We start from the raw sequence: 13,150 nt of genomic DNA, 5'->3' as shown, positions 1-13,150 counted from the left end.
GTCAGGACGCCTTCGGCTTCGTCCCCGTCTTCACCTCCGGCATGGTGACGCCATAGCCTTCGAATTCAGTACCGACATCGGGGTTCACCTTCAGCGCGGCGCGCATATCGGTCTCGGCCTTGGCGAAATCGCCTTTCCGGGCCTCAGCGACCGCACGGCCATAAAGCGATTCCGCCCCGGTCGGGCGCCCCGCCAGCGCGCGATCATAGCTGGTGATCGCATCGTCGAGCCGGCCGAGGCGGAGCAGCGCGAAGCCGCGGCTGTCGAGGATCGCCGACGCATCGGGGCTCAGCGCCAGCGCCGCGTCGCAATCAGCCAGCGCCGAGGCAAGCGCGACCCCGGCGGTCGATTTGGTCCAGCACAGATCGTTGAGAGCCGACGCTGTCCTTGAAAGGGCATGGGCAGCGGCGAAATCCCTCTCGCCCAGCGCGACATTGCCCGCCTTCACCTGCGCAGCGCCGCGCAGCACGAGGAGATGGGGTTGGTCGGCGTGCAGTGCCTGCGCGGCCGTCAGCGTCGCGATCGCGCCGGCATAATCATGCTGGTCCTGCTGGACCTGCGCCTTGAGCACCAGCGCCTCGAAATCCCCCGGATCGAGCTTCAGGGCAGCTTCGAGATCAGCGAGGCGGCCGGCATAATCGGTTCTCGGACGCACATTGCTGCGATTGATATAGATATAGCCCTGGGGCTCGAGCGCGAGCGCCCGATCGAAATCGTGCATCGCGGCATCGCGCAGCCCGCTGGAGGCGCGGATCCGCGCGGCGACGACATGGGCATAGGCAAGATCGGGATTGGCGGCGACCACCGCGTCCGCCTGGCGCAGCGCGCCGGCCTGGTCGCCCCGATTGCGGGCGATATTGGCGAGCAGCAGATACATGTCCGTCGAGCGCGGATTGCGCTTGATCGCGGCATTCGCATCGACGATCGCCAGATCGATCTCGCCCGCCGCGCGGTGCGCCTGAGCGCGCTGTTCGATGGCGAAGCCGTTGCCGGGATCGATCTCGAGCGACGTCGTATAGGCAGCGACCGCCTCGGCCGGCTTGCCGCCCTGCATGGCCAGCATGCCGCGCGCGCGAAACACGACGGCGTTGCGCGGATCGATCACGGCGGCTGCGCTCAGATCCGCATTGGCAAGGGCGGTCTCCCCTTTCCACGCATGCGCGATGCCGCGATCGGCCAAAGCGAGGGCAGACTTCGGATCGAGCCCGAGCGCCTTGCCGAAATCGGCGATCGCCTCGTCCATCCGGCCGCGGTCGAGCAGCATGTTGCCGCGCTCGACAAAGGCGTCGGCGGTGGCCGGCGTCTCCTTCATGGCCGCATCGACCTCGGCTGCGGTCAGGATGTAATTGGCCGGCTTGCGGACATAGAGGGTCTGCTTGAACAGGTCGCGCAGCTTCTCCTGCGCAGCGGGCGCTTCGGACGCGGGGAATTCGGGCGCGAGGCTGTGTTCCTCCTCCTCGACCGTGAACACATTGCCCTTGATCTCGGCATGGCGCTTATAGGCGATGCCCGCCACGGCGGTGTCGACATCCTCGCCGTGATAGACAGTGAAAGTGCCGCCGCCCGGGGGCAGCAGGATCGTCTCGCGGGTGCGGGTGTGATCGGGATAATTGACCGCGAAGGGCGCGGTCTGGTCCTGTCCGGGATCGCGGCTGAAATCGGCGCGATAGCCGACCCACACGCCATCGGTTTCGTAATAGCCGTCATTCCATTCCATCTTCGCGGTGCCGTCCATCACCAGTTTCAGGGTGCGGGCGGCGGGATCGAAGGAATAGCTGGTGCTCTTCGGCTCGATGAAATCATATTTTGCCTTCCAGAAGGCGCGCAGCGCCTTGTCGCGATCAACGGGCGTCATGTTCGCAATGCCGAGATTGGTGACGATCGCGTCGTCGTCGCGCAGCAGCCGCTCGGCATGGGCCGGCGCGGGCACGGTGATGCCTGCGGTCGCGTCGATGCGGAGCGAGATCTCGGCCTGGGGCTTGGCGAAGGGCGGCGGCACCATCGCGACCAGCTTGCTGGTGCCGGGCACCAGCGGCAGCCCCCAGTGGAAATTCGGCACGACCAGCGCGTCGAGCGCCTTGTCGCCCAGGCGCGTGCCGTCGAGCCAATAGACCCGGCCGCCGATCGTCGCGCGGACCAGCACATGGTTGAACAGCGTGACCGCCGGCAGCCGCGCGTCCATCCCGTCGCCGATCTCGGTGCTGACCACCACCGGCACCGCATCGATGCCGACGCCGTGGAGAAGCGCCAGCAGCAGCACCGTCTTGCCCTTGCAATCGCCGAAGCGCCGCGACCAGGTGGTATCGGCATCGGCCGGGATCAGCCCGCCGTCATTGGTGGCGAGCAGGACATAGCGCACCCGGTCCTGCACCAGCGCCAGCGCAGCCTCGGCGCGCTTGACCGGATCGGGCGAGATCGCCTTGATCTTCGCGACCTCGGCCTGGAGCGGGGATGCGGGCGCAAGGGTGGACGCCTTGGCGAACAGCGGCCCCATCAGATCGGCGACGCCGGCCCATGAAGAGAAATCGCTGATCTGGACCGAGCGGCCATATTGGAAGCGCGCCGGCGCCCCCTTGGGCGGGGTGATGACCTTGACGTCGTCGAGCGACAGCTCGACCGAGGCGATGCCGCCTGCCTTGGCCGGCTTCAGCGCAGCAATGCCGCCCGTGCTGCGCAGCTGCACCGGCAGCGATGCGGGCCATTGAGCGCGCATATGCGCCCGCGCGATGTTGAAGCCGTTCCACACCGCGGTGCCCGCCTCGACATGACGGCCCAGCGCCGGATCAGTGCCGGCGATCGAGGCCGAGAAATCGATGATGTCGCCTACCTGCAGCCCTTCGGGCTGGATCGTCGCGGTCAACTCGCCGTCGATCGTCGCATTCTCCATATTGGTTTCGCGACGCGCGACGATGAAGGTCTGGCCCGAGGCGAGCACGTCGATCACCTTGTCGCCGCGGCGGATCAGCAGCTTGTGGATGGTCGGCGCCTCGAAATCCGGATTCCAGGACAGCGAGACCATGCCGGCGGCGAGCCCCTGCGGCGTCTGGATCTGGAGCGCGTTCTCGAACCAGCGGGTCTGGTGGCCCGGGGTGAGATCATATTGCTCGTCCTGGAGCAGCAGCTTGACCGCGACCTCGTCGGGCTTGGGATCGGGCGCCGGAATGACCGAGGGCTTCACCCAGGCGGGCGCGGGGCCGAAGGCGAGCTTCTCGACGCGGGCGGCGCCGGCGACCGGATCGGCCGCCCCTGCCCCGCTCGCCGACATGCCCGCCGCCGCCATTCCGGCACAGCCGAGAATCACCCAATGCTTCATCATCTGCCCCTTGTTCGTGGCGGTGATGCTAGCCGGTTTGCGCACGGGTGCAATCGGGAGCTTGCGCGGGGGATATGCCGGGTTGGTCAAGGGGTTGGCGGGGGTGGGCGGATCGTTGCGGGGGCGGTGCGGATCACGACCGAGTCGCCTCACCATGATCATCCCGGTTCCCGTGCAATAGAGTGAGGCGCCGGCGACTCAGGGGGCCGGGCAAGCCCCCTGTTGCGTCTCCTTCAGGCTGAGCGCCGACCGGGTGCTTTGGATGACCGGCCCCGCTCGCCGCGGGTGGGATCAGCTTTTTGGAGGCTGTTTGAGACTGAGAATATAGGCGACCACGTCGTTCGCCTTGCGATCGGACAGGATCAGATTCGGCATTGTCGGGTGGGGCGAGCGCAGGAACGCAAGGAGAGACGTTCTGGTGGTGCTTTGCATCGCGGCGATATCAGCGAAATCCGGCGCCCCGCCGAATAGATGCAGCGTCCCCGCTCGCGGCACGACGACATGGCATCCCGAGCACTCGGCCTGGGCCAGCTCCCGGCCTGCGCTGATATTGCCCGGCCGATCCACCTTCTTCGCCTGAACCGAAAGCGCTACGGCCCCCGCTGCAAGGGCGATACTCGCTGCGACGAAACCCGGTTTCATGCCAATCCTCCTATCACATTGCTTGAACTTCGCCGGTTTAGGCCGGCAGCATGGGCCAGCGTGTCTTGATCGGGATCGGGCATGACAGAGCTCCCGTGTGTAGAGGGGGCGCCGTCAGCGACCGGAGCGGGAGCGCCAGTCTCGACCGACATTCGCCTCCCCCACCATTGCCTCACAGGACAGCATGAGGACCGAGGCTCGTCACTTCGTAATCCTACTGAGCGCGGCAGAGCCCTACCGGGAAGTTGGGCGGATGGTTATGCGGGGACGGTTGTTTGGTGCGGCAGCGACTGTTCGGGCGTCGCGCTGCCTGTCGCGGCTGGCTGGCCGGCATGATTGACTATCGAAGTTCGAACGGCGTTAAGTCGTTCTCAAACCGCCTTCAACCGGCCTCCTCCTCAGGCCCCCAATGCAGTAAACTGGCGCCCCGCCCTCCCCAGCAAAGGCACCCACCATGTCCAAAATGATCGCCATGCAGGTCCCGCGCCCCGGCGCCCCGTTCGAACGCGTCGAGCGCGACATTCCCGCCCCCGGCCCGACCGAACTGCTGATCCGCATCCACGCCTGCGGGGTCTGCCACAGCGACGTGCTGACCGTTGCAGGCCATCTGCCCGGCATCGCCTATCCGCGCGTGCCCGGCCATGAAGTGATCGGCACCGTCGAGGCAGTCGGCGAGCAGGTGAAGGGCTGGACCGCCGGGGACCGCGCCGGGGTCGGCTGGTTCGGCGGGTCGTGCGGCTATTGCACGCGCTGCCGGCGCGGCGACCAGTTCGCCTGCCTCAATATCTCGGCGGTGACCGGCGTGACGCGGGACGGCGGCTACGCGACCCATATGGTCGCTGACCAGTCAGCCGCGGCGCATGTCCCCGCCGATCTGGACGAGATCGAGTCAGCGCCCCTGCTCTGCGCGGGCATCACCACCTTCAACGCGCTACGCAACTGCGGCGCCGGACCGGGCGAGCTGGTCGCCATCCACGGCGTCGGCGGGCTCGGCCATCTCGGCATCCAGTTCGCGCGGCGGCTCGGCTTCCGCACGGTCGCGGTCAATCGCGGGCGCGACAAGGAGGCGCTTGCCCGGTCGCTCGGGGCGCACGACTATATCGACAGCGAGGAGGGCGACGTCGCCGAGGCGCTCCAGAAGCGGGGCGGCGCAAAGGCGATCATCGCCACCGTCACCAGTGCGGACGCAATGCAGGCGATCGTCGGCGGGCTCGGTCCCAACGGAACGATGATGGTGATCGGTGCGGTCGGCGCCTTTCCGGTCGATACGCTGGCGCTTCTCGGCAAGCGCGCCGCGGTGAAAGGCTGGTATTCGGGCGTGGCGGCGGATTCGGAGGATGCGCTTGCGTTCAGCAAGCTCAATGACGTCGCCTCGATGAACGAGATCTACCCGTTCGAGGAAGCCCAGGCAGCCTATGACCGGATGATCAGCGGCAAGGCGCGCTTCCGCGTCGTGCTCAAGATGGACTGACCTTTCGCCCTCGCTCCCTCTCCCGCCGGGAGAGGGACGTTGACCTCATCCCGCCGTCCATCCGCCATCGACCACCACTGAACTCCCCGTCATCAGCGTCGACGCATCGGATGCGAGCAGCAGCAGCGCGCCGGTCAGTTCCTCCATGCGGCCGAGCCGGCCGAGCTTGATCCGGCTCAGCACATAGTCGCGCGTGCCGGGCGTCTCCAGGATCGGGCGGGTGAGCTCGGTGTCGATGAAGGTCGGGCAGATCGTGTTCACGCGGATGCCGTGCGGCGCGAGATCGATCGCCATGCATTTGGTCAGTCCCTCGAGGCCGAATTTCGAGGCGCTGTAGAGCGAGCGCCCGCCCCCGCCGACCAGCCCCATCTGCGACGAGACATTGATGATCGAGCCCGGCTTCTTCGCCGCGAGCAAGCCCTTCGCCACCGCCTGGGCGACGAACAGGGCCGCCTTGAGATTGAGGTTCAGCACGGCATCATAATCCTCCTCGGTCACCTCGGTGATGAAGCGGATGCGGTTCGCGCCGGCATTGTTGAGCAAGATATCGAAGGGCCCGCGCGCCTCGACTTCGCGGCGCATCGTGGCGATGTCGTTGACGTCGAGCGTGAAGGCATCGGCCGCGAAGCCGGCATCGCGGATCTCGGCCGCCCGCGCCTCGACCTCGCTCGCCGTGCGCGCGCACAGCGTGACCGACGCGCCTGCCTGGGCGAAGACGGCGGCGGCGGCAGCGCCGATGCCGCGTCCGCCGCCGGTGATCAGGGCCTTCTTGCCCACGAGGCTGAAGGAAGGAAGTGGCGGGGTGAGCGTCATGGCTGAGCCTCGTAAAGGGGTCGGTTTCGATCGGCATCCCGATATCCGCGCCATCCCGGGCTTGCACCTCCCGATTTTCGCGATTGACTCTCATATAACTCAATGGTTATGGATAACCCATAGCCATAGAGTTATGCGTTCCGATGCCACAGACCCAGGACCTTCTCTTCAGAACGCTCGCCGACCCGACCCGGCGCGCCCTTTTCGAGCGGCTGTGCCGTGAGGGCGAGCAGACGGTCGGCGCGCTGACGGCCCGCGCCGGCGTCTCGCAACCCGCCGTCTCGAAGCATCTCGGCGTGCTGAAGCAGGCCGGGCTGGTGCTCGACCGCCATGAGGGCCGACAGACCCATTATACCGCACAGCGCAGTGCGCTCGCCCCGTTGATCGACTGGACGAGCCAGATGACCGGCTTCTGGGAAAGCCGGTTCGACGACCTCGAAGACCTGCTGAAAAGGATGGACCAATGACCCTCAGCGCGACTGAAACCCGCACCGTTACCGTCGAACGGGAGATCGCCTTTCCGCCCGAGAAGATCTGGCGCGCGCTCACCCAGCCGCATCTCATCGCCGAATGGCTGATGAAGAATGATTTCGCGCCCGTGGTCGGCCATGGCTTCACGCTCAGCGGGGACTGGGGCTCGGTCGCGTGTGAGGTTCTCGAAGTCGAGCCGAACCGGAGCCTGTCCTATAGCTGGGGTGCGATGGGCCTTGAAAGCACCGTCACCTGGACGCTCAGCCCAACGGGCAAGGGCACCCTGCTGCGCATGGACCAGGCCGGGTTCAGGCAGGATCAGGAACAGGCCTATCAGGGCGCGAAATTCGGCTGGAAGAAATTCTTCGCCAATCTCGAGGAGCTGCTCGCACGGGCGGACTGAAGCCCGGCGGGCGCAGGAAAGGAACCATGCCAATGAACGTGAACCAATGGGTGCGGCAGATCCATCGCTGGCTGTCGATCGCCTTCACCGCCGGTGTCGTCACCTATATGGTGGCGATGTCCTTCGGGCAGCCCCCTGGCTGGGTCGGCCTGCTCGCGCTCGTCCCGCTGATCGCGCTGCTGCTCTCCGGCCTGTATCTGTTCGTGCTGCCTTATGTCGCACGGTGGCGCGGCGCGCGGCGCGTCGACGGGCATTGGGCGGCAAGGGAAGCGTCATGAGCGCCGGGGAGAAATCGCCGTCGCAACTGATCGACGAGCGGATCGCTGAACTGGGCGACTGGCGGGGCGCGATGCTCTCCCGGCTGCGCGGCCTGATCAAACAGGCCGAGCCCGAGGTGACCGAGGAGTGGAAATGGCGCGGCGTGCCCGTCTGGTATCGCCACGGCATGGTCTGCACCGGCGAGACCTACAAGAAGGTGGTGAAGGTGACCTTTGCGAAGGGCGCTTCGCTCGACGATCCGACCGGCCTGTTCAATTCGAGCCTCGACGGCAATGTGCGGCGCGCGATCGACTTTGCCGAGGGCGCCGAGATGGACGAGGCCGCCTTCAAGGCGCTCGTCCGCGCCGCCGTCGCGCTGAACGCGGGGCGCGGCTGAGCGCCCGGCGCTCCCGCCCTTTCGCCGGCTGGACGGCGGAAGATCGGATCCCGTTTCATCCCTGATGGCCCGGCTCCGGCGGGGCGTGATACTCCTATGCGATCCTGTGGTCGTGAGAGGGAATCGAGATGAACCAGGCCCCGACGCGCGGCGGCGCATCACCCCTGCTCCTCAGCGATCGCCAGGGCTTCGACCGGCGCTGGTATGCCGACGGACTCGAGGCGGTCTATGTCCCGGCCAGCCTCGACCAGGTCGCCCCGTGCGTCCAGGCGGCGCTGTCAACCTATGGCCGCGACGTGAAGATCAGCTCGGGCCGGCATTGCTACGAGATTTCGTCTATAATGACGGCACGCGCGCCGTGATCGACATGTCGGCGCTGAACCAGGTCGGGTTCGATCCCGTGCGGAAAGCCTGGTTCGTCGATGCCGGGTGCGAGAACTGGACGGTGTATCGCACCCTGCTCAACGGCTTCGGCAAGACGCTGCCGGCGGGCTCCTGCTATTCGGTCGGCGCGGGCGGGCATATCACGGGCGGCGGATACGGCCTGTTGTCGCGCCTGCACGGCCTGACGGTCGATCACCTGACCGGGGTCGATATCGTCACCTGGGACGCACTGAGCCGCCAGGCTCGGCTGCGCCATGTCTCTGAAGCAAGCAGCGACGGCGCCGAGCGGGACCTCTTCTGGGCGCTGCGCGGCGCCGGCTGCGGCAATTTCGGGGTGATCGCGCGCTACTGGTTCGCCGACCTGCCCGATGCGCCCGATCATGCCGCGCTCCTGACGCTGGCCTGGAACTGGAGCGACCTGACCGAGGACCGGTTCGCGGGTCTGCTTCATCTCTATGCCGAGATCGTCGCCGCCATGCCCGAGAGCGATTTCAGCCTGTTGAAGCTCAACCATGTCGCCGCGGGGCAGATCGGCCTGATCTACCAGAGCGTCTCGCCGCCCGGCACCACGGCGGCCGACCACCGGTTGCGCGTCGCCGGGCAGGCCCGGATGCTGCGCAGCCGCCTCGGCGCGATCGCGCCCACCAGCCCGCTGCTGCGGCCGCTCGGCGGCCATCCCGGCATGATGACCACGCTGCCGGCGAGCGAGAACGAAAATCACCTGACCTATCTCGAGGCGCTGCAGACGCTGAACGGATCGGGGCCGAACCAGTTCGGCAAATACAAGTCGGCCTATATGAAAAAGGGCTTTCCGGCTGACCAGGTGGCGGCGATCCACCACTGGCTGCAGACAGTGCCCGAAGGCGTCGCCGCAAGCGACATGGCGCAGAGCCTGCTCCAGGTGGACAGCTATGGCGGCAGGATCAACCGGGTGAGCCCGACCGCGACCTGCGTGCCGCAGCGAAGCTCGATCATGAAGCTGCAATATCAGACCTATTGGAACAATGATTCAACCGCCGGCATGCCGCTGTCGCCGGCCGACCGGGCGCAGGAGGAAGCGCATCTCGGCTGGATCAACCGCTTCTACGCAGCGGTCTATGTCCGGACGGGCGGCACGCCGGACCCGGCACGTGACCCTTCGGGCACGGTCGACGGCTGCTATTTCAACTATCCGGATGTCGAGCTCGGCTCGCACGCGCGCGGCGATGTCGATCACGCGCTCCGGCTCTATTTCCTGGAGAATTTCCGCGACAACCCGCGCAATCTGGTCGCGATCAAGCGGCATTGGGACCCGGAGGATTATTTTCACCACGCGCAGTCATTGCCAGTGCGGTAAAGGGGGCCAACGCGCCCGGAGCCGAGCCCCGAAAGAGGGAGAGCCGCGAAGCGCCTTTCATGCGTTGAGCCGGAATGACATCGCCCGAACCCATGGAAATCGACCCGCCGCCCGGCCGATACCGCCCTTCCCGCTCGCCCGGTCCGGCGATCGGCGCGGTCGCGGTGCAGCTGCTGATCGGCTATCTGCTGGTCACCGGGCTTGCCATCGGGCTCACCGCCCCCGTGCCCGACGCGCTCAAGGTCTTCTCCATCGGCGCGCCGCCGCCACCGCCGCCGGTCGAGCGCGTCATTCCCCACAAGGCGAAGAGCCACAAGCCCGACGGCGCCGCCTCGCCCGCCAATCTGAAGGCGAAACCGACCGAGGTGGTCGCGCCGCCCGTCGCGATTCCCGTGCCGCCGACAGTCGCCGCCGCACCGAAACCGGGCCCCGGCGCGGCCCCCTCGGCCGGGGCGAGCGATGTGCCCGGCCCCGGCACCGGAGCCGGCGGCCAGGGCAATGGCACCGGCAGCGGCGATCAGGGCTCGGGCGACGGCGATGGCGACGATACGCCGCCGCGCCTGGTGCACGGGCGGATCAGGGACTCGGACTATCCTCCCGCGGTCTGGGAGAGCAATGTTCCGCAAACCCTGCTGACTCGCCTCAGCATCGATGCGACCGGCCGTGTTTCCCACTGCGCCATTGCCCGGTCGAGCGGCAATGCGGCCTATGACGCGGTCACCTGCCGGCTGGTCGAGCAACGCTTCCGCTTCGCTCCCGCCCGCGATTCGCATGGTCGGCCAGTGCCCAGCTTCGCCGAGGGCGAGCATGAATGGACCGGCCGCCCGCCGCCGGCGGACCAGCGCGCCGATTGAGCGCCAGGCCCGCTTCCTTCCGCGTCAGCCCCGCGCGCCGCGCCTGAACAGGCTCTGCGCGCAGGCGCTGTAGCTCGGATCATCAGCCCCCTGCCCCATCAGCCCGCCGCCGGTGAAGGGCCGTCTGATCTTGAGGTCATAGGTGACCACCCGCTTCGCGAAGCGCCATTTGCCGTCGGCCGAGCGCCGGTAATTGTCGATATAGCGCACGGCCATGAAGTCCTCGAGCCGGCCGCCGGCGCCGTCCGGGATCACATGCCAGGCAAGCGCATAGATCTCGCCTTCGCCTTCATCGCCTTCGACGCTGACGAGGTGATTGCAGATGTGATGCCCGCTATAGGGCATATGCGGGAAGGCGCGCTCGATGAAGTCGCAATAGCCTGACGCCGGCCCGTCATAGGTGTCGCCATGGCTGTCGGTCGCGTCCTCGGTGTAGAGATCGCGCAGCAGCGCGATATCATGGCGATCGATCGCGCGCGAATAAAGCATGCCAAGCTCGCGGATCGCTTCCCTGTCGAGCAGATGCCGCAGCCGATCGCCCTCGCTCATCGTCATCCCTCCTCGCCCTCGTCGGCCGGCGTCCTGCCGATCCGCATCCGTTCCCGCCACCGCGCGCCGCCGGATTCGTCGGGGCCCTGGATCTCGACTGCCTGGGCGACATGGGCGAGCGACAGCATCATCGCCATCAGGCGCTGCTCGGCCGCGTCGAGCCCGGCGAGCGGCCGGCTGTCGAGATAGTCCAGCGCCGGCGCGAGCAACGGCCCCGCCGCCTCGAAGAACGCCTGGCGCTCCTCCGCCGACGAGGCGCCACGGAGCGCCGCGCGGTGAGCGCTGCCGGTGATCGCCCATCGCGGCGCAAAGGGTTCGAGCGCCGCGAAATCAAGCGGAAGCAGCCTCGCGGTCATGCCGTCACTCCTTGCGCATGGGCCGTCACGCGTTCGTCGACCGCGAGATAGAGATGGCGGCACAGCGCCTCCATCGACTGGAAATGGATATGGCTGAGCGCGCCGCTGCTCAGCCCGCGCTGACCCGCTTCGATGATCGATATGTCTTCGGAATGGATGTCGCGCAGCGAGGCGAGCGCATATTCCCTGGCGAAGCGCTCGCTCGCATTGGCATCCTCGCCCACCCAATAGAGTCGCACCACGCCGCGCGAGCGGTCGGCGGCGATTGGATAGACTGTGTGCGAGAAGGGCTGGGTCGGCGTGCCGATCACGAACAGGTTGGGGAAGAAGGCGAGATAGTCGCGCCCATAGGGCAGGTTCAGCAGCCCGCGCGCCGCCGCCGCCCGAAAGCCGCGCCCGAAGGCGGCGCCCTGGAACGGCTTCACCGCCGGCTCGGGGTTGGTCCAGATGCGCTGCGTGCGATGCGGGCCGTTGAAGCCCATGCTCGCCGGATAGCCGAAGGGATTGTCGCCGCCGACCCCTGCCCCGCCCGAGCGCGGATGGATGAAGCGGAGGTGATAATTTTCCTGGAAATTGTCGTAGGTCAGCTTCCAGTTGGCCGCGATGTCATAGCTATATTCAGTAAAGGTCGTCGCCTGGGCGATCGGCATCTGCTCGAGCATCGCCGCGTAATCGCCGAGCCATTCGCGGAGCGGCTGGGCATCGGAATCGAAATTCACGAACAGGAGCCCGCCGCAGCTGTCGAGCGACACCTGCGGCAAGGCGCAGTCGGCCTTGGCGAGGCCGAAAGACTCGAAGTCGGGCGCCGAGAGCAAGGCGCCGTCGCTGCCGAAGGTCCAGCGATGATAGGGGCAGCTGAAAGTCGAGCGCCGGCCGGCGGCTTCCTCGACCAGCTGGGTGCCGCGATGGGTGCAGACATTGTGGAAGGCGCGCAGCTGGCCGTCGCGCCCGCGCACGATCAGCAGCGATGCGTTGGCGAATTCGAGCTCGCGCCGGATGAAGCTTCCCGGCTCGGGAAGCTCGCAGGCATGGCCGATCTGGATCCAGCTCCTGAGGAACACGGCGCTCCGCTCGAGCTCGAAATAGGCCGGGTCATAATAGGGTTTCGCCGGGACCGGCCCGGTGCCCAGCCAGGCAACCTCGTCGGCCTCGATCTGCCGAAAGCGCGCGCTCGCCTCAACCACACTCGACTCCTCTCTCTCAAGGCTTGTTCGAGCGTATCTGCGCCTTTCGGCGAACTTTTACAACAACAGTGTCGAAAAACTTAGTCGTGGCGCAGCGAATCCCGGGCCAGCATCCGTTGCTGCTCGATGCGAAAGCGCTCGACGATCACCGCCTCGTCGAGGTCGGGGCGGACGCTCTGGCGGAAGACGCGCGGCCCGATGATCGCCCCGGTGAGAAGGAAGGTGCAGTAGATTTCGGCATCGACTCTCTCGCCGAGGCTCTCGGCGATGCCGGCGACCAGCTCGTCCCATCGCGGATAGCGATCGCGGATATCGCCGGGCGAGACGAATTCCTCGATCCACAATTTGATGAGATCGGGATTCTCGATGACGAAGCGCGCGATGAACGCGATCCGCTCGCTCTGGCTTTCGTCAGTCGAAAAGGCCGAGGCAAGCTGCTCGGAGGACCAGAGGCGCACCGCTTCGAGCAGCGCCTCGCGGCTGGCGAAATGATAATAGACGGTGGTGCGATTGATCTTCAGCGCCCGCGCCAGGCCGGAGACCGACAGTGCCTCCACCCCCTTTTCGGAGATCAGCCGGACCGCCCCTTCGATCAGTTCCTGGTGAGTGACTGAATAAGCGCGGTTGCGCCGGGAGCCTCCCGTTGGTTCCTTCACAGCGTCCATCTGCGCGCCATGCACTGATATCGCGAGGGCGCGCAACATGCGTTGCAATGCCGG

General features: G+C 66.9%; 15 protein-coding genes. 8 read left to right on the top strand and 7 right to left on the bottom strand.

Annotated elements, in window-relative coordinates; genetic code table 11:
- Position 1: 1 nt before the first annotated feature.
- Positions 2-3,358: a DUF3857 domain-containing protein gene (locus ABD050_RS01055; protein ID WP_343887258.1), complete on the bottom strand. Its 3,357-nt coding sequence runs from the start codon at positions 3,356-3,358 to the stop codon at positions 2-4.
- 246 nt (positions 3,359-3,604) lie between these two features.
- Positions 3,605-3,955, bottom strand: coding sequence for a c-type cytochrome (locus ABD050_RS01050; protein ID WP_343887257.1), 351 nt, complete (start codon positions 3,953-3,955; stop codon positions 3,605-3,607).
- Between the two features lie 454 nt (positions 3,956-4,409).
- Between ABD050_RS01050 and ABD050_RS01045 the strand changes: the two genes are divergently transcribed.
- On the top strand, positions 4,410-5,426 hold the full coding sequence (locus tag ABD050_RS01045; protein ID WP_343887256.1) for an alcohol dehydrogenase: 1,017 nt from the start codon (positions 4,410-4,412) through the stop codon (positions 5,424-5,426).
- Positions 5,427-5,471: 45 nt separating this feature from the next.
- Here the strand turns inward: ABD050_RS01045 and ABD050_RS01040 are convergent, their stop codons facing one another.
- The gene (locus ABD050_RS01040) at positions 5,472-6,239 is read right to left on the bottom strand and encodes an SDR family NAD(P)-dependent oxidoreductase (protein WP_343887255.1); all 768 of its coding nucleotides are present in this window, start codon (positions 6,237-6,239) and stop codon (positions 5,472-5,474) included.
- A gap of 143 nt (positions 6,240-6,382) precedes the next feature.
- On the opposite strand from ABD050_RS01040, the gene ABD050_RS01035 reads away from it, so the two are divergent.
- The 7 genes from ABD050_RS01035 to ABD050_RS01005 all read left to right on the top strand — a co-directional run bounded on the left by ABD050_RS01035 (position 6,383) and on the right by ABD050_RS01005 (position 10,342).
- Entirely contained in the window at positions 6,383-6,706 is a 324-nt protein-coding gene (locus ABD050_RS01035; RefSeq protein ID WP_343887254.1) for an ArsR/SmtB family transcription factor, read from the top strand.
- Positions 6,703-7,113, top strand: a complete 411-nt coding sequence (locus tag ABD050_RS01030; RefSeq protein WP_343887253.1) for an SRPBCC family protein — start codon at positions 6,703-6,705, stop codon at positions 7,111-7,113. Before ABD050_RS01035 ends, ABD050_RS01030 begins: the two co-directional genes overlap by 4 nt.
- 32 nt (positions 7,114-7,145) lie before the next feature.
- The gene (locus ABD050_RS01025; protein WP_343887252.1) at positions 7,146-7,391 is read left to right on the top strand and encodes a hypothetical protein; all 246 of its coding nucleotides are present in this window, start codon (positions 7,146-7,148) and stop codon (positions 7,389-7,391) included.
- The gene (locus ABD050_RS01020) at positions 7,388-7,768 is read left to right on the top strand and encodes a DUF1801 domain-containing protein (protein ID WP_343887251.1); all 381 of its coding nucleotides are present in this window, start codon (positions 7,388-7,390) and stop codon (positions 7,766-7,768) included. The genes ABD050_RS01025 and ABD050_RS01020 overlap by 4 nt, the downstream gene beginning before the upstream one ends.
- A gap of 128 nt (positions 7,769-7,896) precedes the next feature.
- On the top strand, positions 7,897-8,130 hold the full coding sequence (locus tag ABD050_RS01015) for a hypothetical protein (protein ID WP_343887250.1): 234 nt from the start codon (positions 7,897-7,899) through the stop codon (positions 8,128-8,130).
- Positions 8,088-9,488 (top strand): FAD-binding protein, encoded by a 1,401-nt coding sequence (locus ABD050_RS01010; RefSeq protein ID WP_343887249.1) that lies wholly within the window; start codon positions 8,088-8,090, stop codon positions 9,486-9,488. Before ABD050_RS01015 ends, ABD050_RS01010 begins: the two co-directional genes overlap by 43 nt.
- Positions 9,489-9,580: 92 nt before the next feature.
- Positions 9,581-10,342: an energy transducer TonB gene (locus tag ABD050_RS01005; RefSeq protein ID WP_343887248.1), complete on the top strand. Its 762-nt coding sequence runs from the start codon at positions 9,581-9,583 to the stop codon at positions 10,340-10,342.
- A 24-nt stretch (positions 10,343-10,366) separates the two neighbouring features.
- Here ABD050_RS01005 and ABD050_RS01000 read toward each other — a convergent pair whose 3' ends face one another.
- The 4 genes from ABD050_RS01000 to ABD050_RS00985 all read right to left on the bottom strand — a co-directional run bounded on the left by ABD050_RS01000 (position 10,367) and on the right by ABD050_RS00985 (position 13,135).
- Complete coding sequence (locus ABD050_RS01000; protein ID WP_343887247.1) at positions 10,367-10,891, bottom strand: nuclear transport factor 2 family protein; 525 nt, start codon at positions 10,889-10,891, stop codon at positions 10,367-10,369.
- A 2-nt stretch (positions 10,892-10,893) separates the two neighbouring features.
- On the bottom strand, positions 10,894-11,247 hold the full coding sequence (locus ABD050_RS00995) for a hypothetical protein (protein ID WP_343887246.1): 354 nt from the start codon (positions 11,245-11,247) through the stop codon (positions 10,894-10,896).
- Positions 11,244-12,431: an aromatic ring-hydroxylating oxygenase subunit alpha gene (locus ABD050_RS00990; RefSeq protein WP_343887245.1), complete on the bottom strand. Its 1,188-nt coding sequence runs from the start codon at positions 12,429-12,431 to the stop codon at positions 11,244-11,246. Before ABD050_RS00990 ends, ABD050_RS00995 begins: the two co-directional genes overlap by 4 nt.
- An 80-nt stretch (positions 12,432-12,511) precedes the next feature.
- On the bottom strand, positions 12,512-13,135 hold the full coding sequence (locus ABD050_RS00985; RefSeq protein WP_343887244.1) for a TetR/AcrR family transcriptional regulator: 624 nt from the start codon (positions 13,133-13,135) through the stop codon (positions 12,512-12,514).
- Positions 13,136-13,150: the final 15 nt, after the last annotated feature.

This window comes from Sphingomonas oligophenolica, assembly GCF_039522915.1.
In the GTDB taxonomy this organism is placed as follows: domain Bacteria; phylum Pseudomonadota; class Alphaproteobacteria; order Sphingomonadales; family Sphingomonadaceae; genus Sphingomonas; species Sphingomonas oligophenolica.
Note: the sequence above shows the minus strand (reverse complement) of the source record. Positions and strands in the feature narration are given on the sequence as shown.